The 21,806-nt window shown below is 49.2% G+C and carries 23 protein-coding genes and 2 other annotated features; of the genes, 18 read left to right on the top strand and 5 right to left on the bottom strand.

The genetic code is table 11. The features are described 5' to 3' along the window. Positions 1–138 precede the first annotated feature (138 nt). The 4 genes from ABGV42_RS14840 to ABGV42_RS14825 all read right to left on the bottom strand — a co-directional run bounded on the left by ABGV42_RS14840 (position 139) and on the right by ABGV42_RS14825 (position 4,089). A complete protein-coding gene (locus ABGV42_RS14840) occupies positions 139–696 on the bottom strand; it encodes a hypothetical protein (RefSeq protein WP_347382315.1) in 558 nt (185 codons plus the stop codon). Positions 697–760: 64 nt separating this feature from the next. Further along, positions 761–1,858 carry a GerAB/ArcD/ProY family transporter gene (locus tag ABGV42_RS14835; RefSeq protein ID WP_347382314.1) on the bottom strand — a complete coding sequence of 366 codons (1,098 nt, stop codon included), beginning with the start codon at positions 1,856–1,858 and terminating at the stop codon, positions 761–763. A gap of 175 nt (positions 1,859–2,033) precedes the next feature. Further along, positions 2,034–2,903, bottom strand: a complete 870-nt coding sequence (locus ABGV42_RS14830) for a VOC family protein (RefSeq protein WP_347383250.1) — start codon at positions 2,901–2,903, stop codon at positions 2,034–2,036. Positions 2,904–3,180: 277 nt separating this feature from the next. Further along, positions 3,181–4,089 (bottom strand): Ku protein, encoded by a 909-nt coding sequence (locus ABGV42_RS14825; protein ID WP_347382313.1) that lies wholly within the window; start codon positions 4,087–4,089, stop codon positions 3,181–3,183. A gap of 194 nt (positions 4,090–4,283) precedes the next feature. Here ABGV42_RS14825 and ABGV42_RS14820 point away from each other — a divergent pair, with 194 nt between their 5' ends. The 7 genes from ABGV42_RS14820 (at position 4,284) to ABGV42_RS14790 (ending at position 10,429) form a co-directional block, all read left to right on the top strand. Continuing rightward, a complete protein-coding gene (locus ABGV42_RS14820; RefSeq protein WP_347382312.1) occupies positions 4,284–4,580 on the top strand; it encodes a hypothetical protein in 297 nt (98 codons plus the stop codon). A gap of 4 nt (positions 4,581–4,584) precedes the next feature. Beyond that, on the top strand, positions 4,585–4,761 hold the full coding sequence (locus tag ABGV42_RS14815) for an H-type small acid-soluble spore protein (protein ID WP_095289132.1): 177 nt from the start codon (positions 4,585–4,587) through the stop codon (positions 4,759–4,761). Between the two features lie 195 nt (positions 4,762–4,956). Further along, positions 4,957–5,442, top strand: a complete 486-nt coding sequence (tsaE, locus tag ABGV42_RS14810) for a tRNA (adenosine(37)-N6)-threonylcarbamoyltransferase complex ATPase subunit type 1 TsaE (RefSeq protein ID WP_347382311.1) — start codon at positions 4,957–4,959, stop codon at positions 5,440–5,442. Next, complete coding sequence (gene tsaB / locus ABGV42_RS14805) at positions 5,442–6,293, top strand: tRNA (adenosine(37)-N6)-threonylcarbamoyltransferase complex dimerization subunit type 1 TsaB (RefSeq protein ID WP_431523651.1); 852 nt, start codon at positions 5,442–5,444, stop codon at positions 6,291–6,293. The genes tsaE and tsaB overlap by 1 nt, the downstream gene beginning before the upstream one ends. A gap of 27 nt (positions 6,294–6,320) precedes the next feature. Beyond that, positions 6,321–6,833: a ribosomal protein S18-alanine N-acetyltransferase gene (gene rimI / locus ABGV42_RS14800; protein WP_431523650.1), complete on the top strand. Its 513-nt coding sequence runs from the start codon at positions 6,321–6,323 to the stop codon at positions 6,831–6,833. After that, on the top strand, positions 6,830–7,885 hold the full coding sequence (gene tsaD / locus ABGV42_RS14795) for a tRNA (adenosine(37)-N6)-threonylcarbamoyltransferase complex transferase subunit TsaD (RefSeq protein ID WP_347382308.1): 1,056 nt from the start codon (positions 6,830–6,832) through the stop codon (positions 7,883–7,885). The genes rimI and tsaD overlap by 4 nt, the downstream gene beginning before the upstream one ends. Before the next feature lie 88 nt (positions 7,886–7,973). Continuing rightward, positions 7,974–8,332 (top strand) — a binding site (T-box leader). A 50-nt stretch (positions 8,333–8,382) separates the two neighbouring features. Next, positions 8,383–8,687: a binding site (T-box leader), on the top strand. 185 nt (positions 8,688–8,872) lie between these two features. Continuing rightward, on the top strand, positions 8,873–10,429 hold the full coding sequence (locus tag ABGV42_RS14790) for a 2-isopropylmalate synthase (RefSeq protein ID WP_347382307.1): 1,557 nt from the start codon (positions 8,873–8,875) through the stop codon (positions 10,427–10,429). 566 nt (positions 10,430–10,995) lie between these two features. Here ABGV42_RS14790 and ABGV42_RS14785 read toward each other — a convergent pair. Beyond that, positions 10,996–12,951, bottom strand: coding sequence for an ABC-F family ATP-binding cassette domain-containing protein (locus ABGV42_RS14785; protein WP_347382306.1), 1,956 nt, complete (start codon positions 12,949–12,951; stop codon positions 10,996–10,998). A 279-nt stretch (positions 12,952–13,230) separates the two neighbouring features. Here ABGV42_RS14785 and ABGV42_RS14780 point away from each other — a divergent pair, with 279 nt between their 5' ends. The 11 genes from ABGV42_RS14780 (at position 13,231) to ABGV42_RS14730 (ending at position 21,612) form a co-directional block, all read left to right on the top strand. Continuing rightward, positions 13,231–13,854, top strand: coding sequence for a 5-formyltetrahydrofolate cyclo-ligase (locus ABGV42_RS14780; RefSeq protein WP_347382305.1), 624 nt, complete (start codon positions 13,231–13,233; stop codon positions 13,852–13,854). A 15-nt stretch (positions 13,855–13,869) separates the two neighbouring features. Then, positions 13,870–14,376 carry a cyclic pyranopterin monophosphate synthase MoaC gene (gene moaC, locus ABGV42_RS14775; protein ID WP_303621385.1) on the top strand — a complete coding sequence of 169 codons (507 nt, stop codon included), beginning with the start codon at positions 13,870–13,872 and terminating at the stop codon, positions 14,374–14,376. Positions 14,377–14,413: 37 nt separating this feature from the next. Then, a complete protein-coding gene (locus tag ABGV42_RS14770; protein ID WP_347382304.1) occupies positions 14,414–14,899 on the top strand; it encodes a MogA/MoaB family molybdenum cofactor biosynthesis protein in 486 nt (161 codons plus the stop codon). Positions 14,900–15,086: 187 nt separating this feature from the next. Beyond that, positions 15,087–15,341, top strand: a complete 255-nt coding sequence (locus ABGV42_RS14765; RefSeq protein WP_347382303.1) for a twin-arginine translocase TatA/TatE family subunit — start codon at positions 15,087–15,089, stop codon at positions 15,339–15,341. A 77-nt stretch (positions 15,342–15,418) separates the two neighbouring features. Continuing rightward, positions 15,419–16,201 carry a twin-arginine translocase subunit TatC gene (gene tatC / locus ABGV42_RS14760; RefSeq protein WP_347382302.1) on the top strand — a complete coding sequence of 261 codons (783 nt, stop codon included), beginning with the start codon at positions 15,419–15,421 and terminating at the stop codon, positions 16,199–16,201. A 389-nt stretch (positions 16,202–16,590) separates the two neighbouring features. Further along, positions 16,591–16,872 carry a co-chaperone GroES gene (gene groES, locus ABGV42_RS14755; protein ID WP_090918205.1) on the top strand — a complete coding sequence of 94 codons (282 nt, stop codon included), beginning with the start codon at positions 16,591–16,593 and terminating at the stop codon, positions 16,870–16,872. Positions 16,873–16,943: 71 nt separating this feature from the next. Beyond that, a complete protein-coding gene (gene groL, locus ABGV42_RS14750; RefSeq protein WP_347382301.1) occupies positions 16,944–18,575 on the top strand; it encodes a chaperonin GroEL in 1,632 nt (543 codons plus the stop codon). A gap of 380 nt (positions 18,576–18,955) precedes the next feature. Further along, positions 18,956–19,861: a helix-turn-helix domain-containing protein gene (locus tag ABGV42_RS14745; RefSeq protein WP_347382300.1), complete on the top strand. Its 906-nt coding sequence runs from the start codon at positions 18,956–18,958 to the stop codon at positions 19,859–19,861. A gap of 27 nt (positions 19,862–19,888) precedes the next feature. Next, a complete protein-coding gene (locus ABGV42_RS14740; RefSeq protein ID WP_347382299.1) occupies positions 19,889–20,377 on the top strand; it encodes a DinB family protein in 489 nt (162 codons plus the stop codon). Between the two features lie 179 nt (positions 20,378–20,556). Next, the gene (locus ABGV42_RS14735) at positions 20,557–20,844 is read left to right on the top strand and encodes a hypothetical protein (protein WP_347382298.1); all 288 of its coding nucleotides are present in this window, start codon (positions 20,557–20,559) and stop codon (positions 20,842–20,844) included. A 210-nt stretch (positions 20,845–21,054) separates the two neighbouring features. Further along, positions 21,055–21,612 (top strand): GNAT family N-acetyltransferase, encoded by a 558-nt coding sequence (locus ABGV42_RS14730; protein ID WP_347382297.1) that lies wholly within the window; start codon positions 21,055–21,057, stop codon positions 21,610–21,612. Positions 21,613–21,806 lie beyond the last annotated feature (194 nt).

The following is a 21,806-nucleotide window of genomic DNA, read 5'->3' as shown; positions in this document are numbered from 1 at the left end:
AATTTATAAGCGAATTCAGCATTAAGTTCCCGACTTTTGATATAAAAAGTAGAGAGAATGGGTGTACAGTAAAGGGCTACTAATAAAATAAAGAATGCCTTGTACCACAGGCATTCTCTTGGACTAATTATGTACAATTTATTTTTGTAACAAAGTTATATAGATACTGCAGACAATACCCTCCATCTGATGCTGTCTCATAACCGTGAGCAAGGAAGCCGCATCGGAGGTGTTAGTCACCTCCTGAACGTGTGAGCCCGGATTGAGAACGCGGTGCAGCAGGCGCTGGCGTTCTGCTAGCGGTTGATCGGTGACCCATTTTCCATCACAGTACAAAATGTCAAAAACCATATAAGTCACCGGAATCCGGTACATCGCCTGGGCAATTCCGTCCGGTTTACTCATGCGATCCCGGCGTAGCACATGGTAAAAAGACGGTTTTCCCGTTTCCGGATCCAGCGCAATTACTTCGCCATCCAGAATGTAGGAGGGAACGCTGCACAGATTCCGGTCAGAGACCAGCTCCGGATACTGAACCGTCCGGTCATGCAGTCTGCGATTAATGAGCCTTAGCTCATTACCATCCTCGTAGGCCAGCATGCGAACGCCATCCCATTTCACTTGGGCAATCCAGTTGGATCCGTTTGGAATGTGGTCTCGAGATATGGGTTCAAAGGGAATCAGAGGTGTGAACATGACAGGGTCTCCTTTCGGGTGGAGGTATTGAGCAACCTGGTTAAACTGCTTACCGGGTGGATCGTTATATTTTTGACAGATGAGACTTCCATTTATGTACCAAAATGAGCAGCACAGGGATTGCGATGCCGCACGTAAGATCCCAGTTGATCCAATATGGAATAATCACTTTAAGATAAAAAACTTCATCCGGAGCGACCAGAATGGACATGGCCAAAATCAAAAGTGCAGCAGGCAGGATAAGCGAACGGTAGCTGGAAAGTCGGAACAGGTGGGTAACCCCCAGGATAAAGCTGTAGAAGAACAGAATGCTTTTGAAAAAAACGGCAATAATCCAGACCGATGCCATGAAGGCTTCAATCCGCTGCAGGAAGTTGCCTATGTTAATCTTTTGCGACAGCTGAAACGAGGCAAACCAGTGATGCTGCGTCATGAAGGGCCCCATGACAAGAAGACAAATGGTCAGCGTCAGTGTCAGCATCAGGCCGCCAATGAGTCCAGCCAGAAGAATATCTTTCTGCAAATGAGGCTCCTTCTTGGTGTACGGGAACAGCATCATGAAGATGCACAATTCACAATAAGGATAAGTCAATACGGCGATAAAGCCTCGAAATGGAGCGGCAAAGCCTTGGGCAAGAACAGGCTGGATGTTATCCAACTTCACGTGAGGGAATAGACAAACCGTCAGTATAAGCAAAAACAAGACGATCAAAGGAAGCAAAAGCTCTGCACTCCTGGCTATACACTCAAGGCCGCATATAAGTCCCCATACGAGGGAGCAAACAAAGAGCAGGTGCACAACCAAGAGAGGCGATTCAGGCAGGATCTGGGTAGACATGAAATCGCCAATCTCCCTGACGAATGTGGATGTACTGATCAGAAAATAAAACAAATAAAAGCAACTGAAGAAGGCTCCGATCCAGGGACCAAATGTTCGAAGAACATTTTCAATCAGATTGAGTTTGGGGTGCAGCTTATAGGCAATGAGCATAATGGACAAAATCCCCATCCCGCCTGCAACGCCCAGTAACGCGGATATCCAGGCGTCTTCGTGGGCGAAAGAAGTAATCATGGCAGGGAATACAAGAATTTGTTCACCAATTGTACAGAGGAACAGTAAGGTGGCAAGCTGCCTTACAGTCAAACGTCCCTTTTCAACCATGTCGGTTCTCCTTCGTCTGTCGGGCTAGATATTAAGTTAGGGTGTGCCAAATTCACCAAATTTATAATAAGAAAAAGCCCGGATATGGCATCATCTCTCAGCAAAGGGGAAAGAGATGTATACTGTCCGAGCTTCCTTGGTATGGAATGGATCTAGAAATGATGGGATAACGCGTTTATTCTGCTGTAATCAGCTGGATACGGATGTTCTGCGGATCGATAGTAAACCACCGACCCCCCTGTTCTTCGAGAGCGGCACCTTCCTCGCGCAATTGTTTCAGAGCTTGCTGCAATTGTTCCTGTCCAGCATACACAATGGTAAAGTAGTCAATTCCCGTAGCATGGTTCGGATTTGCAGGAGCGCCTGTACCAGCCCAGATATTCAGGCCGATATGGTGGTGATATCCACCTGCGGAGACGAACAAAGCCGACATGCCCGCAAAATTGCCAACGACGTCAAAACCGAGCACACCTGTGTAGAAGCGGCGGGATTCTTCCAGGCTGCGTACATGAAAGTGTACATGACCAATAACCGTTCCGGCCGGAAGGCCATTCCATGGCTCATTCTCCGAGATGTCAAACAAACTCTGCACATCCACCGGATCGCTTGCCATAATGTAGTTGTTGTCTGTGTCACGTCTCCAGGTATCACGCGGACGGTCAGCGTAAATTTCGATGCCGTTCTGGTCCGGGTCCGAAATATAGAATGCTTCACTTACCAGGTGATCTCCCTGACCGATCTCAATGCCGGAGGCTGCAAGGTTACGCAGTGCAAGTCCGAGGGATTTGCGGTCAGGCAGCAGAATGGCAAAATGGTACAAGCCCGCATGCGAGCGTACAGGCAGAGTCACCGCATCCGTCCGTTCTTCTAGGCGCAGCAGCGACGTTTTGCCGTCAGCGGTCAACGTTGCCACCTTATCCCGACGTTCCAATAATTGAAGTCCAACCACCTCGGTGTAAAATTGAATGGATCGATCCAGGTTGCTGATTCGCAGGCTTACTTCACCCAAGTGAGTCGTTGCAGGGATTTGGTATGGGGTAGTCATCATGATTTCCTCCTAAAATTAAATGGGTTTGAGATTATCTCATCTAAATGGCATGAAAGTATCGGTTGTTAGTTCATTTTTGCTTCGTTCCTATAGGCTAAACTTTATAATTATAAATAAGTTACTTTTTATAAGTTAATATAAAATATAAATCTTCTTTCGTCAATTGTATTTTCACATTGCAAGCAATCCTAAACTAGCGAACGGGAAAGCCCCTAAAAACAAAAATCCGGCTATCGGAGCCGGATGGGTTGTGTCGTACATAAATTTATGTTTGTTATGTTTTGGGCTTAGAAGCTGCTCTTTTCTTTTTGGCTGGAGCTGCTTCGGTATCGCCTCCGACCACGGCTTGCACAGTTGTCTTTTTGGGAGCACGTTTCTTGGGTTTGGCCGTTGTTGTTCCCGGGTCAGCAGGGATGGGCTTGACTGCCTCAATGCTGGCTTGAAGGGCTGCCATCAGATCCATGACATTGGCTTCCGGTTTAGCCGGCGCAATCTTGATCTCTTCACCCGCAACTTTGTGATTGATGAGATCCAGCAGTTTATTGCGGTAATCGTCTGTATATTTGCCGGGTTCAAAAGGGGTGGACAGTTGATCGATCAGCAGCTTCGCCATCGTCAATTCCTTGTCATTGACATTTTGAGCTTCCGGCAAGTTTGGTACTTGTGAGACCGGACGAATCTCATCCGGATAGAAGATGGTTTCCATGGAGAGGCAATCCTCCAGTACCCGAATGGCAGCAAGGCTGCTTTTGGAACGAATGGAGACCTTGGCGATGCCGATTTTGCCTGTATCCCGCATGGCTGTCATCAGCAGCTGATAAGCGTTACCGCCGGCCTGATCGGGAGAGAGGTAATATGTTTTTTGAAAATAGATGGGATCAATCTCCGTCAAGTCCACAAAATCCAGAATGGTGATGGTCTTGCTGGCCGAATCATTCAGGGCCTCCAGCTCGTCTTTTTCGAAGAGCACAAATTTTCCTTTTTCGTATTCATAACCTTTGGTAATTTCTTCCCACTTCACATCCACTTCACAGGAAGGACATTGACGCACATAAGCGAGCGGGCTGCCGCAGACTTTATGGATATATCGCATGGAGATGTCTTTGTCTTCGGTAGCCGAGAACATTTTGACAGGGACATGCACGAGACCGAAGCTGATTGCACCTTTCCAGACCGTATGCATGAGTCGGCTCCTTTCCGAGGTACCTTTTTATTATGTAGTATGGGCATCTCGGTGCTTGGATAATCGCTTACAGGATGAATTCGTATGGTTCAGGCTGACTGGGGGATGATAACAGAAACATGCTCGAACATCGTATGGTCATAAGCATGTGAGTCAGGAAGTGAATGATATTGAACAAGCTGGGAGGTGCCGAAATGAAGAACAGTAGGGATGAAGAAGAAGCACACAAGCATGCCTTTTCTCCATACCCCATTGCCGAGGCAGAGGGTTCCGAAGAATTTCATACGCCCGCTGCAGCGGTGAACTGGGAAGCGGTAACTTCTGAAAAGCTGCCGCTAGACCGGGAGTCATTCATGCTCGACATTGACCGAATGGTGAATGAAGGGCTAGGTGGAGGTCAGGTTACCGAGGATAACGGGTTTATTGGTGAAAGTACAACGGACACGATGATTCGTGAACCACATGATGATCCGGAAGGAGAGTATGAATAAAATGATGGATGCAAAACGGGCCAAGGCGATTTACGATTCAAAAGATACCATCGCTGTTACCCTTGAGGGGGATCCGGTATGGATCGAACATGTGGATGAAGCTAACGGGATGGCAACGGTTCAGGTAGGCAGCAATCCCGGTAATACACAGACGGTTCGTGTGGACCGCCTGGAGGAGTAGAAAGTTAGCGAAGGTACTGTTAGATAACAAGATGTCTTAGGAAGGCCGGTGCCGTCAGGTGCCGGTTTATTTGACTTTATGACGACCCGTATCGCTTTTGCTGTCCATCCCCGATGCTTGCGGGGGAAGAAAGGGACCGATATAATAAGGTTCAAAGTGAACTCAGGCGGCTGACCGCCAAAGGTGGGGCGTATATTGAACAAAACGCATGAGCAATGGGTGTTTGAGTCCCATGGCATTGCAGATACAGAGGCGCTTGCGTCCGCACTTGCTGAACAGGCAATTGCCGGAATGGTGATTGCACTTGACGGTGATTTGGGCGCGGGCAAAACGGCATTTTCACAGAAGTTTGCCTGGCATTTGGGTATACGTGAAGTGGTGAACAGTCCCACGTTTACGTTAATCAAGGAATATGAAGGGCGTTTGCCTTTATATCACATGGATGTGTATCGTATTTCACTGGAAGAAGCGGACGAGCTTGGACTGGATGAATACTTCTATGGAGCGGGAGTCAGTCTGGTGGAATGGTCCAGTATCATTCCCGAGCTGTTGCCCGAAGACCATTTGCATGTACAGATCGAAACAACCGGTCCGGAGGATCGCATGATTACGCTGGATGGATACGGTGAGACTTATGCCGCCATGTGCCGGCAGTTCAGACAGAATGGAGTCAATGGATGATGGAAGATTTGCAAAATAAGCCGCGTCAGCGGTTTTTGGCGTTGGATACGTCCACCGCGGTGATGGCAGCCTCGGTGATGGAAGATCACGCCTTGCTGGAGGAGCGTAATGAACGTGCCGAACGGAACCACTCCGTGCACGTGGTGCCTGTAATGGAGCAGCTGCTGGCAGCCAGCGGCACGGCGCCTGGCCAGCTGGACGGCATTGCCGTAGGGATCGGCCCAGGCTCATACACAGGTATCCGCATTGCGGTAACGGCGGCGAAGACACTCGCCTGGGCATGGGACATCCCCGTTGCCGGGGTGTCCAGCCTGCAGGCGATGGCCTGGGGCGGCTGGCACCGCGGCCTCGCGGCCAAGGCTGAAGCTGCGGCAGATGAACCTACCGCAGGTGGGGCTGGCGGAACGCCATCCGCGGACCAGGGCGGCACAGGTGCTGCCCCTGTCCACTGGATCGTTCCGCTCGTGGATGCACGGCGCGGTCAGGCTTACACCGCGCTGTTTGCCTCCGCCGGGAGCGATGCGCCCCGGCGGCTTGCGCCAGACGCCATCCGCCTGATGGACGGATGGCTGGAAGCCCTCGCCGCCCGCGTGGCAGAGGCGGCGCCGGAAGAGCGGCCCGCAGCCGTCTGGATCGTCGGCGAGACGGGCCCACACGCGGCAGCAGCGGCTGAGTTCCGCTGCCCTGAAGGAACGGCGCTCCAGCTCGTTCCCTATGAGCTGGAGGGCCGCTGGATCGGGCGCCTTGGCGCCGAAGCGCTGCTTGCAGGGCAGCGCGACGATGTGCACGCGCTGGTGCCGAACTACACCCAGCTTGCCGAGGCGGAAGCCAATCTACTGCGCAAAGGCTGATGGAAGGGTGGCGAGCGGATGGACGATATGGAAGGTTACGGACAGGATGCAGCACTTCAGTTCAGACTTATGACATTGAATGATATTCCGGATGTCATGGTTATTGAACATGAGGCATTTACGATGCCCTGGACGGAAGAAGCATTTCGAAACGAATTAACGAATAATCATTTTGCCAAATATATGGTCATGGAACTGGAAGGCAAGGCTATTGGGTATGCCGGGATGTGGACCATTATGGATGAGGCTCATATTACAAACATCGCGGTAAGAGAGGCCTACCGGGGTCGCAAGCTTGGCGAAAAGCTGCTGGATGAGCTTATGAGAACAGCGGCATATCTTGGCATGGAGCGAATGACGCTGGAAGTGAGGGTATCGAACCTGGTTGCCCAGCGTTTGTATGAGAAAAAAGGGTTTGAATCGGCAGGTCTTCGCAAAGGGTATTACTCCGACAATCAGGAGGATGCGATGATTATGTGGGCGAATTTGCCGCCTGCAGGCCGGAGCGGCGAAGAGGAAGGAAGCGTAACGGATTCATGAACGAACTGAGTGAACAACAACAATCGGCTCCATCCTATATTTTGGCGGTGGAGACAAGCTGTGATGAAACATCGGTTGCTGTGGTCAAGGATGGACAAGAAGTGCTGTCCAACCTGATCTCGAGCCAGATTGAGACACATAAGGCGTTTGGCGGAGTTGTGCCAGAGGTCGCTTCGCGTAAGCATGTTGAGGTGATCACCTTGATGATGGAGCAGGCGATTGAACAATCCGGTATCCGTCCAAGAGACCTGAGCGCGATCGCCGTGACGCAGGGACCCGGACTGGTGGGTGCATTGCTGGTGGGTATCGTTGCGGCCAAAACGCTTGCCATGGCTCTGGGCAAACCGCTGATTGGCACGCATCATATTGCTGGCCATATCTATGCCAACCGGCTTACACATGAATTGCAATATCCTGCGATGGCTCTGGTTGTGTCTGGCGGACACACGGAGCTTGTGCATATGGAATCCGAGGGTAAGTTCAAACTGATTGGCCGTACGCGGGATGATGCCGTAGGCGAAGCATATGACAAGGTAGCACGTGCCCTGGGGTGCCCGTATCCGGGGGGGCCTCATGTGGACCGGATGGCATCTGAAGCAGAGCAGGTTGTGCCGTTACCTCGGGTATGGCTGGAAGCCGGTTCTTACGATTTTAGTCTCAGTGGATTGAAATCTGCTGTACTGAATGCGCTCAATCAGGCCAAAATGCGTGGAGAAACGCTGGAACCATCTGCTGTTGCACGCGGCTTCCAGGAAGCTGTTGTGGAAGTGTTGGTGGAGAAAGCCGTACGGGCCGTTCGCGAATACGGATCACGCCAGCTGCTTCTGTGCGGAGGCGTTGCGGCTAACCGCGGTTTACGCTCGGCATTGCAGGAGCGTTGTGCCAAGGAAGGGCTCGAATTGCTGATTCCTCCGATGGAGTACTGCACGGATAATGCAGCGATGATCGGAGCTGCCGCTTATCTGAAATGGCAGCGGGGTGAAATCTCGGAATTTGATGCCAAGGCAGATCCAGGGTTATCCTTGGAGGCGTGGTCTGTTCAATCTGTTTAGTCAGACGTTTGAATTTAAGAGTTGACAGCAGCATGTGAAGAATGTATATTAGTTACAAATTTAAACAGGATATTGAAGTCCTGAACTGAAAAACGCAATGAACAGGAATAGTAAGGTAAATCCGGGTCATAGAGAGCTGTGGGGTGGTGCAACGCAGTCGAAGGAAACCTGAAACTCGCCTGGAAGCGGAACGATGGAACGCGGAAACTCCCCAGGAGGTCCGAAGACCGAACAGGTCGTGAGAAAGTACATCGTTACGGGTTGCCTCCGTGATTGGGCCGTTGTCGTGTGGATGACCTGAATGTTAGGTCAGAGCTCGGCAATAACTAAGGGGATTTTTCATCCTTGAGGAAACAGATCCGTGTGGACGCATTACGGAAGCTGTCTTAGGAGAATGGAAAGTCAACAAGAGTGGTACCGCGATGGTTACAGCCTGTCGTCTCTTGCAATATTGCGAGAGATGGCAGGCTTTTTTGATTGAAAAAAAGGTACATACGATAAATGTAATGAACGGGAGCAGTAAAACGATGAAGCGCTCAGAGAGCTGCGGGGTGGTGCGACGCAGTGGGTGGAATCGTTTGAATCTCGCCCGGGAACGGAGCTGTGGAAACAAGAAGTCCTGTGTACACAGCAACGGTTGACCCCCGTTATCGGGTGTTTCTCCAGAATGCTCCACTAAGCAGCGCCATGAACAGCGTAGCGGTGGTGAGCCTGGAGACGACGAGGTGGATGATGACGGCGCAAGCCGGGATCGTCAAGCGAGAGTGGTACCGCGGAGGGGATATAACCCGCCGTCTCTTAGATGAGATGGCGGGTTATTTGTTTTGCTGCCGGCAGCAAAAGGGTAGGGTAGAGCATCGATTTGGAATATGAGTAGGTATTGAATCCAGGAGTGCAAGTCGACGTGCACCCAGGCAAGAAAAAAACAGCATAGATAATGTTTATCACGGAATACACATACATTGAAATTGATGGAGGATGAGTATAATGACAACGGAAATAAATAAACGGAAGATTGAGATTTTTGATACTACGCTGCGTGATGGAGAACAGGCTCCGGGAGCCAGTCTGCAGCCGGAACAAAAAATTGAACTGGCTCACCAACTGGCTGCGCTTGGTATTGACGTCATTGAGCCTGGATTCCCGATCTCCAGCCCAGGTGAGTTCGCGGCGGTTCAGGCGATATCCAGACAACTGCAAAACGTGGAAATCTGCGGATTTGCCCGTGCGGTCAAAGGAGACATTGACGCCGCAGTAAAAGCAACCGCTGATGCTGCTCGCCGCCGGATTCACCTGTTCATCTCATCGTCGGATATCCATATTGAGCACCAATTACGTCGTCCGCGCAGCGAGGTTGTCGCTACTGCACGGGAGATGGTGTCCTATGCACGCCAGTTTACCGATATTGTGGAATTCACTGCGATGGATGCAGCCCGGACGAAGATGGATAACCTGATCGAGATGATTGAGGTGGCTATTGAAGCCGGGGCCAGCATCATCAATCTGCCGGATACCGTCGGTTACGCGCTGCCGCATGAATACGGAGAGATGTTCCGTCGTGTCCGCGAGGGTGCAAGAGGCGGCGATCAAGTAAGGTATAGTGCTCACTGTCATAATGATCTGGGACTTGCGGTGGCCAACAGTTTGGCTGCGATCGCGAATGGGGCTTCCCAGATCGAAGTAACAATCAACGGAATCGGCGAGCGTACAGGAAACTGTGCATTGGAGGAGCTGATCATGGCACTGGAGACACGCGGGGATGCCATCGGTGCCACAACCAATATCAAACTGAATCAGCTATACGAGACTTCTCGCCAGATCAGCCGGGCCATGCACTTCCCGATTGCCTATAACAAGCCGGTTGTTGGACGCAATGCGTTTCAGCATGAATCGGGAATTCATCAGGATGGACTGCTGAAGAATCGGAACACTTATGAAATCATGGATCCTGAAGCACTGGGTATCCCGCGCAGCATGATTATTCTGGGTAAGCATTCCGGTCGTCATGCTCTGAAAGACCGTGTTCGCAAATACGGCTTCGAACCGGATGAGCAGCAAATGGAACAGTTGTACGAAGTATTCAAGGAAACGGCCGACAAGCAAAAAGTGGTCAGTGACGATCAGTTGCTGCAAATGGTCAGCCAGACGATGAACATCCCTGCGCAGGATTATGAGCTGGTTGAACTGCAGGTAACGGCAGGCAGCATGACGGATCGGATGGCAGCTGTTCGGATCCGGACAGGTACGGGTGAACAGACGTATTCTGCAGTTGGCAGCGGACCGGTAGAAGCGGCCATTCGTGCGATTGGTCAAAGCATCTCGGATGATATCACCTTCGTGGACATGGAAATCCATGCGCTGAGCGGAGGAGAAGAGGCGACAGCCGAGGCGGCTGTTGCGGTGGAACGTGCAGGACGAGAATTCAGAGGGACAGCTACGCACAATGATATTGTTATGGCTGCAGGTCTTGCTTATGTGGCGGCATGTAATGCTGCGGGACTCAAGGCAGAGTCCGCGGAAAGCGACAAATCGGTACACGTATAGAAAAGGGTGAATGCGCAAGACAAAGAATGAAGTGGCTCATCGGAATTCGAAAAGCAGACCTTAGTTCTGAGGGTCTGCTTTTGTCTGATTATGTGAGATAATCTAAAGGAGTAAAAAGCGATCTGTCAAGATGTGATTATAGTTATACACATATTCAGGATAATTTGTGGGTAACTATACCAAAGCCAATCCAGCAATGTTTTCGAAAATAAAAGGTTTTAGGGGATAGTGTACAGGTGTTATATCCACAAACTTGTGGATAACGTGGATAACTTGGTGGATAAATATGGTTTTTCCTATAAAATGCGATTCTACCGCTGTATAATTAACTTAAGTGTACTGCTTGCTATCTTGCTTTTCTGTGGATAAATGTGAAAAGGAGTAGAGCAAAAATATTTTTCGCAATTCGAGTAAATTTGACAAATGCGAAAACTCTAAATTAATCCCTGATGTGATTCAAATTCAACAAAAAAGCCGGTTCCGTCAAGGAATCGGCTTTTACTAATTTGCTTTTTATTATCTTGGCTTGCACTTGTGGTTTGAAACGTGTGCTGGTGAACGAGAGGTCAAGATTCCAGCGCGAGGACTTCCCAATCTTCGTACGCTTTGGACAGCTGCAGCTTCCGCGCTTCCGTGTCTTCCTGAAGCTCCTGCAGCCTCATGTAATCCTGATACACCTCTGGCAGGGCCATCTGGGCTTCAAGTTCTGTAATTTCCGTTTCCAGCTTGGCAATTTGCTGTTCCAGTGCTTCCTGTTTCCGCTGCCGGTTACGCTCTTCACGCTTGGCCTGTTTGTCTGCTTCGAATGAAGCGGCTCCGGATTTTTCGGTTGGTTCCTGATCCGGTTTCACAGACCGTTTAGAGGAAGAGAGAGCTGCTTCTGCGGCTTCGCGTGCGATGTCCTCAAGCTCCTGCTTCTTCTCAATATAATCATCATAGTTACCGAGATAATGCTCTGTTCCTCCAGGATGCAGCTCCACGATACGTTCAGCCATCTTGTTCAGGAAATACCGGTCATGAGAGATGAACAGCAGTGTGCCCTCATAGTCCATTAGTGCAGCTTCCAGCACTTCTTTGGCGAAAAGGTCGAGATGGTTGGTAGGCTCATCAAGAATCAGCATATTGGCTTCCTTCAGCATGAGCTTGGAGAGGGAGACACGAGCCTTCTCACCGCCGCTCAGCGAGGAGATCTTTTTGAGTACATCGTCTCCGCTGAATAAGAAGTTGCCAAGCACGGTGCGAATTCTTGCTTCCTCCATGCCGGGATATGCGCTCCAGAGCTCTTCCAGAACCGTATTGTTGGGGTTTAGTCCCGTTTGCTCCTGATCATAATACCCGATCTGCACCTTGGTTCCCCACTGGATCTGGCCGCTTACCGGACGCAGGCTTCCGGTGAGACACTTCAGCATTGTGGATTTCCCGATCCCGTTCGGTCCGATCAAGGCTACCGTTTCCCCGCGTCTAAGATCAAAGGAGACATTGCGAAATAATGGCGAAGCTTCATCGTATGCGACGGAAAGATCGTCCACACGAAGCACTTCCTTACCCGACATGACAGCTGTCTCAAAAGAAAAGTGAGCTTTCTTCAAGTCACCCATCGGCTTGTCCAAACGTTCCATCTTGTCCAGCGCTTTACGGCGGCTCTGGGCACGCTTTGTCGTGGATGCACGTACAATGTTTTTCTGTACAAAGTCCTCCATCTTGGCGATCTCATCCTGCTGTTTCTCATACTGTTTCATCTGACTCTCATACTCGGCAGCCTTCAGCTCCATATAACGGCTGTAGTTCCCTGTGTACTTTTTGGAGCGGTGCCGTTCGATCTCCACAATGGTGGTCACCAGCCGATCAAGGAAATACCGGTCATGGGATACAACGAGCAGTGCCCCTGAATAACCTCTTAGATAATCTTCCAGCCAGGTTAGGGTCGGAATGTCTAGATAGTTGGTAGGCTCATCCAGCATGAGCAGGTCAGGTGCCTGAAGTAGGATGCGGGCAAGTGCAAGACGTGTCTTTTGTCCGCCGCTTAGGGTAGCAATCGGAGTATCGGGTGAAAACTCGCCAAAGCCCATTCCGTGCAGGACGCTGCGGATGCGTGTTTCCATCGCATAACCGCCATGGTCCTTGAACCAGTCCGATCGCTGCGCGTAGCGTTCAAGCAGGTCCGCATACTTTTTCTCGTCCTCCATCTGGGCCGGATCGGCAATATCCTGTTCCATCTTCCGCAGTTCAGCCTCAGTCTGGGTCAGGTGAGAGAAAACATGCATCATCTCCTCCCAGATGGAGCGGTCGGATTGCAGACCACTGTTCTGGGCGAGATAACCTAGGGTTGTCTCTTTGGATTTGAAAATTTGTCCGCCGTCATAGGACATTTCGCCCGCAATGATTTTGAGCAGGGTGGATTTCCCCGCACCGTTCACGCCCACGAGTCCGATGCGCTCACGTTCTAATATTTGTAGGTTCACGCCGTCCAGAATCGGATCGACACCATAACGTTTAATAATTCCGGATACTTGCAGCAGCATATAATTAAGTTCCTCCATAGGTCCAGTTCTTGATTACTCAACTACATTCCAGTTTACATGAAATACTGATCAAATGCACCGATAACGAGCGCCCCGGCGTGTAGTCTTTTTGCTCAATCAATGATAAACTGAAAGAAGACATGTGAATATATGAGGATTTTGCAGAAAATCACTCATTTTATTTTTTTCAACGAGACGACAACTGGTCTTAACATATAATTTGTTTTGAATGGACGCTTTTTTACTACCTTCCACATCAACAGGAGGTTATTCAGGAACATGCAGGACCGGACGGAACCCAAAAGCCAGCTTCGTTCCAGACTGATGAAGAGTCGTGATCTGATGGATGAGGCAATTCGTCAGCATGCCATGAGGGAAGTTAGCCTTGTGGCTAAACAGGAGCTGCAGCGACTTCGGCAGGACAAGCAGAGATTGACAATCTTCAGCTACTTGTCTTATAGAAGCGAAGCCTCCACGACCTTTCTGTTTGAGGATGGTTGGAAACACGGCGACAGGATGTTCGCACCAAAGGTACTGGCGAATCCGGCCCGTATGGAATTAAGACGGGTGGCCGGAGAGCAGGATATAGAGCCTGGCGTATGGGGAATCCCTGAACCCAAAGACACCTGTGAGGTGCTTCAGCGTGAGGAATGGCCGGATATTGATCTCGTCATTGTACCAGGCCTTGGATATGATCTTCATGGCGGACGAATCGGTTATGGTGGCGGTTATTATGACCGATTTGCTGAAATGCTTGAAGCGGAGTGTCACAAGGCGGGGAAAAGGCCGCTTCTCGCTGCGCTCGTCTTGCCGGGACAACTGCAGGCTGAAATTCCGATGGACCCGTTTGATCTGCGTATGGATCTGTTGATGACAACCGAAGGTATACTACATATCGAATAAAGGGTTGTGATGGTATTGAACTCCAATGCGAGGAATGGATCGGATTCCAGTGAAGGCAAGCTGACACATTTTAACGAGCAGGGACGTGCCCGTATGGTGGATATTTCGGGCAAGGAAGTGACAGTACGTACGGCAGTGGCCGTATCCAAAGTAACGATGAACCCCTCCACGCTGGAAGCGATTCGGGAGGGGCGGATCGGGAAGGGCGATGTCCTCGCCGTGGCTCAAATTGCGGGAATCCAAGGCGCCAAGAAAACGTCTGATTGGATTCCGATGTGCCATCCGCTGGCACTGAATGGTGTGGATATTCGTTTTGAGGATAACGGCCTGGATGAATTATCAATTCAGGTCACTGTCAAAACAGAAGGCAAAACCGGTGTCGAGATGGAGGCGCTCACGGCGGCTTCGGCAGCGGCACTGACGATCTATGACATGTGCAAAGCATTGCAAAAAGACATGATTATCGGACCAACGATGCTGCAATCCAAAAGTGGTGGCAAAAATGGTGATTTCAACCGATAAGGGACATTTATTTTCATAGAGGAGAAGGGTGATCTTTATGGTGTGGAGAACAGCAATCCTGACAGCCAGCGACAAAGGGGCCCGCGGGGAACGTGAGGATACGAGTGCACAAGTAATCCGGGAGCTAGTGGAAGAAGAACTGGGTGGGGAGATCGTGGAATACCGCATCGTTCCGGATGAACCCGATGAGATTATTGCGGCCTTGATTGAGATGACAGACTATTTTCATGCAGACCTGGTATTAACGACCGGGGGTACGGAGCTGGCGATTCGCGATATTACGCCGGAAGCCACGCGTCGGGTTATTGAACGTGAAGTTCCAGGAATGGCAGAAGCAATGAGATACAGCGTCATGAGCAGGAATCGTTCCGCCATGCTGTTCCGCGGCGTGTGCGGTATTCGTGGACGTACGCTGATTGTTAATTTGCCGGGTACGCCGAAGGGTGTGCATGAGCATCTGGCGGCGATCATGGATCAGCTTCCCGAAGCGCTCCTGATGGTTACTGGACAATTCAAGCAATAACGGCAATGCACCAGAAAAGCAGCAGAATTTAAAATCGGTTCTTTTATACTCCTTAGTTGATTTTGCGGGTTATGTAAGTGGTTACATCTGTGGTATGATGGACTTAATTGTAAAATACAGCAGAGGCATCTATGAGTGTAGGGCCAAGTGTACGCATCTTCGAAGCTTGAGACGAGGAGGAATATCAATGTTAAGTTCCATTGGACCAACAGGTTTTATATTGCTGGCCGTGATCGCTTTGTTGTTGTTTGGACCCAACAAGCTGCCGGAACTGGGACGTGCTGTCGGACGTACCTTCCGTGAATTCAAAGAAGGCGCACGTGAAATCATCTCTGAGGATGATTCGTCCAAACGCAAAGAGCAGGAGAAAGCCAAGCCGCTGGCAGTGGATAGTGAGCCTGAGTCCGCCCACAAGCCTGCAGACAAGCGTCTGCCGGAGTAACCTGACGGCAACGAATGAGAAATCCCTTCCTGCCGGAAGGGTTTTGTATTTTAAGCTGGCAACAATGGAGGGCAGGAATGACGCAGCAGAATGAAGAAATGACCATTACGGAACATTTGAGTGAGCTGCGCAAGCGGCTGATCTATGTGTTGAGCGTTTTTGTGCTGGGCCTGGTGGCAGGATTCTTCGTAGCAGATCCGGTGTACCGGTATTTGACGAAGGCGGAATCGGCTCAGGGGTTTGTGCTGCATGCCTTTTCCTTCTGGGATGGAATAGGGATCTATATGAAGATTGCCGGTCTGTTTTCATTAATTATTACGCTGCCCTTTACGGTGTTTCAGATCTGGAAGTTTGTGAGTCCAGGCCTGCGGCCCCGTGAACGGAAAGCGACACTGAAGTATGTACCTTATGTATTTCTGTTATTTTTGGTTGGACTGGCCTTTGCGTACTATGTTGTATTTCCGATGGCACTCGCCTTCACCACCACAATCACGGAGAAGATGGGGCTTGTGGAGACCTATGGGATGAAACAGTATTTCAGTTTTCTGTTTGGAATTGTGCTGCCGGTATCGCTGTTATTCGAGCTTCCGCTGCTCATCATGTTTCTGACAGGGCTCCGGATATTGAATCCGATTCGTCTTCGGAAGATGCGGCGGGTTGCTTATTTTGTCCTGATCTTCATCGCAGTTGTCGTGACGCCGCCGGATTTCATATCCGATCTGCTTGTCATGATTCCTTTACTCCTGTTATATGAAATCAGTGTGTTTCTGTCTGCCATTGTATACCGCAAGCAGCTTGCGGCCGATGAAGCGGCAGAGGCCAGATATGTACGTGCAGAGAATGAGCAGAGCGCAGGTTAAAAGGACCTTCCTGTGCTCTTATTCTTATAGGTTTCAAAAAAAGATTTCATCGGTGTACCGGATTATGGAGAGACCTACTGGACAGGCAGGCATATTTTGTCCAGCAATGGATACAATGGTGAAGGGCTGTTTAGGGATGCGGCTAGAGCTCATGGGTTGCTTGGAAAAAAGGTTGTTCAGCATGCGATCCGGTGCTGAGCGCGTCATTTCGGTGTCCAGATGTTAATGCAGCGTAAATTCTCGCATGAATTCTTCAAAAGGACTTGAAATCATGCTTCAAGTTGAGTATCATAAAGTTGGTTGTTAGCACTGAACACTGTCGAGTGCTAATACATATGGCTACAACCTACAAAGCAACGTTATATAATTTCAAAAGGAGGCTATTTTTCATGATCAGACCTTTAGGTGAACGCGTATTGGTAGAACCACTGGAGCAAGAGCAAACAACTTCTTTCGGGATCGTACTTCCGGACTCTGCTAAAGAAAAACCGCAAGAGGGCAAAATTATTGCCGTTGGAGCGGGCGCACTGAAAGACGGCGTACGTGTAGCTCTGGAAGTGAAAGAAGGAGATCGCGTAATCTTCTCCAAATATGCCGGAACAGAAATCAAATTCGAAGGTAAAGAATATTTGATTATGAAAGAGAGCGATATCCACGCGATTCTCGACTAATTCAAATTTAATCGGTTAACCGAACCATATAGGAATATCAATTTACAATATACTAGGGAGGTTTTCTTACCATGGCTAAAGACATTAAATTTAGTGAAGACGCTCGTCGCTCCATGCTTCGCGGTGTGGATGCATTGGCTAACGCAGTAAAAGTAACACTCGGTCCTAAAGGCCGTAACGTGGTTTTGGAGAAAAAATTCGGAAGCCCGCTCATCACGAATGACGGTGTAACCATCGCTAAAGAAATCGAACTGGAAGATGCATTCGAGAACATGGGTGCACAACTGGTTAAAGAAGTAGCAACCAAAACAAACGATGTTGCCGGTGACGGTACAACAACAGCGACTGTACTCGCTCAAGCGCTGATTACAGAAGGTCTGAAAAACGTAACTGCAGGCGCTAGCCCAATCGGTATCCGTAAAGGGATCGACAAAGCGGTTAAAGCTGCGGTTGCTGAACTGCAATCCATCTCCAAACCAGTTGAAACTAAACAATCCATCGCACAAGTTGCAGCTATCTCTGCAGCTGACGAAGAAGTAGGCGAACTGATCGCTGAAGCTATGGAAAAAGTGGGTAAAGACGGCGTTATCACGGTTGAAGAATCCCGTGGATTCGCAACGGAGCTGGAAGTGGTTGAAGGTATGCAATTCGACCGCGGTTACATCTCTCCATACATGATCACGGATACGGACAAAATGGAAGCTGTTCTGGACAACCCGTACATCCTGATCACAGACAAAAAAATCTCCAGCACACAGGACATCCTGCCATTGCTTGAGAAAATCGTACAACAAGGCAAACCACTCGTTTTGATCGCTGAAGATATCGAAGGCGAAGCACTGGCGATGCTGGTTGTGAACAAACTGCGTGGTACTTTCAACGCTGTAGCGGTTAAAGCTCCTGGCTTTGGTGACCGTCGTAAAGCGATGCTGCAAGATATCGCTGCCCTCACTGGTGGCCAAGTGATCACGGAAGAACTGGGTCTGGACCTGAAATCCGCTGTTGTGGAACAACTGGGTACAGCTCGTCAAATCCGTGTAACCAAAGAAAACACAATCATCGTTGACGGTGCTGGCAACAAATCCGATATCGATGCACGTGTTAGCCAAATCCGTACGCAACTGGAAGAAACAACTTCCGAGTTCGACAAAGAGAAACTGCAAGAGCGTCTGGCTAAATTGTCCGGCGGCGTAGCGGTAATCAAAGTCGGTGCGGCTACTGAAACTGAATTGAAAGAACGCAAACTGCGTATCGAAGATGCCCTGAATGCAACTCGCGCTGCGGTTGAAGAAGGTATCGTATCCGGTGGTGGTACTGCGCTCCTGAACGTATATCAAGCTGTTGCTGGTGTAGCTCTGTCCGGTGACGAGCAAACTGGTGTGAACATCGTGCTGAAAGCACTGGAAGCACCAATCCGTACGATCGCTGCTAACGCTGGCGAAGAAGGTTCCGTCATCGTGGAACGTCTGAAAAAAGAACAAGTGGGCGTAGGCTTCAACGCCGCTACTGGCGAATGGGTAAACATGATTGAAGCAGGTATCGTTGACCCTGCGAAAGTAACTCGCTATGCGCTGCAAAACGCAGCTTCCGTAGCAGCTATGTTCTTGACGACTGAAGCGGTTATCGCTGACAAGCCAGAACCTGCAGGCGCTGCTGGCGCTCCTGATATGAGCGGCATGGGTGGAATGGGCGGCATGATGTAAGCTAAGGTTTAACAACCTTTGTCATACATCTAGCAACTCATATCCATGAGTAGAAGAAGGCCCCGAGAGATGTGCACTTGAACAAGTGACTTCTTTTGGGGTCTTTTTGTTTCGTTCTATAACATCAGGATGGGGAGGTTGCTTACGGTTCATTCTAGAAATTTGATATACCTTTCATCTCAATTTCAGATTCATTTAAGGTGGCGAAGGTAATATCAATCTTGTAAACCCCTTCTCGTGTTAAATAGATGTGTGATTGGTCCTATCGGATTCTCCTCCGGTAGGGCACTTTTTTTCCTAAATTATTCTACAGATGATATGATATAGAAAGAAATAGATGATTGAAATAGTTATCCTTACGTTTGGGAGGGGAGTTTTCGGTGGACGCCAGGCTGCACCCGTTATTCAGGCCGATCCAGATGAATGGGACCGATGTACACACCTATTACATAGAACAACCACCGTCTCACCCGATGACAGCCTATATCGCTTGCTTCTGGGAATCGGGAACGACTTCTTATGCTGGTTGTAACCTCGTAGAGAGTGTACCCGGCAGAGTATTACCTGATGGTTGTACGGATATCCTGATAACATACGATGCATTTCGTCAGCAGCATTCTTTTGCCTACTGTGGCAATTATACGGAGCCGTTTGCCATTCCTGTGTGTATGGATGTCCATCCGCCCGCAGACTACACCTTTGGTGTTCGATTTTTCCCCGGTGGAGCACGCCACTTTCATGGTTTGCCGCTAGAATCCTTCACGGACAGACGCATCCCCTTGGAGGAATGTTGGCCGGTAAAGATTGACGAGCTTCGCGAACGGATGGCTGGGACGGAACATTTTGAAGAGAGGGTACAAGTCATGGAGACGTATTTGTGCCTATTATCCGGTGATGGAAGTACATACGAGAAAGATTTGATGAAAAACGCCATGCACCGGATCTTTGTTAATGGTGGACAAATGAGTGTGAAAGAACTGGCCAGCTGTGAGGTTGTCAGTGAACGGCAGCTGCATCGCAAGTTCGGTGAATGGGTTGGGATCAGCCCCAAACGGTTTAGCGAGGTGGTTCGATTTCATCGTGTTCTGAGAGATATTCATCAGGAGCATCGTACAGACTGGGCGGCACTGGCTCAGAATCATGGATTCTTCGACCAGGCGCATCTGATTCGGCAATTTCGCAAGTTGTATGGAGAAACGCCGCTGACCGCTGCCAACGAGCATCGCCGGATGTTGTCCGAATTGTACAATAGAACAGACGAGCCTTCGTTTATACTGGATACGTGAGAATTTAAAATAAAGGAGATTTAATCCATGAATGGAACAATGCAAATTCGGGATCATTTGTTGAATGAATTAGAGACAGGCGTAAGGACCGGAGCTTCTCTGATTCGCCTGATTCGTCCGGAAGACTGGGCTTATCGCCCTCAGGAAAACATGCGTTCACTGGTGGAACTGGTTCACCACTGGATCCAGATTACGGCATCAGACCTTGCCATCATGCAGGAGAAAAGTGAAGCGGAAGTTGGAACGATAGAGAATAGCCTATCTGGTATCGAGGATATTGAACAGCTGGAAGCAGTCCTGTGGCGTAATTTTGAAACGTACAAAGCATACATCGTATCACTGAGTGAAGAAGATCTGTTGAATCGATCGACCACAGCATTTTATATGGAACATGGACATGTACAGGTTAAATGGCAAATTGAGACGGTAACCCATGTATTCCATCATCGTTCCCAGTTGTACAACTATCTTAAGCAGCAAGGCCATGAACTAAACTTTTTCATGTTATACGCATAATAATGAGGCCCCGAAGGCAGACACATCTTGTGTCGCTCCCTTTGGGGCCTTTTTGAGTAAGTCGCCCATACAAACTATGAAGTCTATCAAAAATAGACATAATTCCTCGGTCAATTTACCGTTACAATACTAGATTTCAAACATAGAATACCGTATCAAAGCAAAAGGAGGTGATTTCAATGGCCATCCTTTTACCACAACAGTTTTACAACCTGGCTGCTGGCGTAGGGAAATCGTATTACGAGAATCTGTTTGGAGGTACCAATGCCAGCATCACGGTGAACAACTTCGGACCTGCTCCGGTAGATCTGGTTGTCACTCGTGTCAATGCACCCGTGATCACGTATACGATTCCTGCGGGTAACAGCCTTACGTTGTCGGTTCATTTGCTGCTCGTTGCTGCCTTGTTGACTACGGCTGCAGGAGCTGCATCCGGTACGATCCAAATCGCAACAGCTGATTTCTAATGAACGTAGCATGCTTTGATGAGCCCTTGTCGGACTTGATGTCGACAGGGGCTTTTCTTGTTTATTGAGAGAATCTTAGTCATATGTATCAATAGAGTCACAGCCTGCTAGTTCTTTTATTGCATCGTTCTGTTTATGAGGAGAGCTATTCGAGTAATTTATAGTAGAGGCATCCAGTAGGCTATGCATAGAGACAGGAGGGGTTAAGATATGGAACAAACCAATAAAATAGGTATGAAGAGCAGAGATTCATTTCTGGAAACGGAACGCCTTGAATTCTCCACCTGGAGCGAAGAGGATCGGCCTTTGGCTTCTGCGCTCTGGGGAGATCACGAGGTGACGAAGTGGATTAGCAGCAAAGGTTTTTTGAGTGAGGATGAGATCGAAGCCAGACTTGCGCAGGAAATGGAACGACAGCGGGAAATGGAAGTACAGTACTGGCCCATTTTTGATAAGGAAACAGGTGTGTTCTTAGGGTGCTGCGGATTGCGTCCATATGCACCAGATGAGAAAATCTATGAATTGGGTGTCCACCTGACCAGGGATCACTGGGGTAAAGGGTATGCACTCGAAGCGGCAAAGGCCGTTATTCGCTATGCATTTGAGCATTTGGGCGTTAAGGCGATCTTCGCAGGACATCATCCCGAGAATGGTGCTTCAAGAAGACTGCTGCTGAAGCTCGGATTTACGTATAAAAAAGATGAATTTTACGAGCCGACAGGCAAGATGCATCCGTCCTACTTTTTATCGAGATCAGACATGAAGTAGTCTTACTTATACGGCCGACTTTCCGTTTTTCATTGTTTTTTTATGCGATTTTCAGCTTCTATTAAGGTACAAGGGGTAAGATATTTCTTGTAAACCCCTTCTCGTGTTAGATAGATGTGTGACTAGCCCTGCCGGACTCCGGCAGGGTATTTTTTTTGTGTTGTTTCAAAATAAGGGTAATCAAATATAAACAA

The sequence above is a fragment of the Paenibacillus pabuli genome (genome assembly GCF_039831995.1).
In the GTDB taxonomy this organism is placed as follows: domain Bacteria; phylum Bacillota; class Bacilli; order Paenibacillales; family Paenibacillaceae; genus Paenibacillus; species Paenibacillus pabuli_C.
The sequence above is the reverse complement of the archived record's forward strand: the minus strand, read 5'-3'. Positions and strand labels throughout refer to the sequence as shown.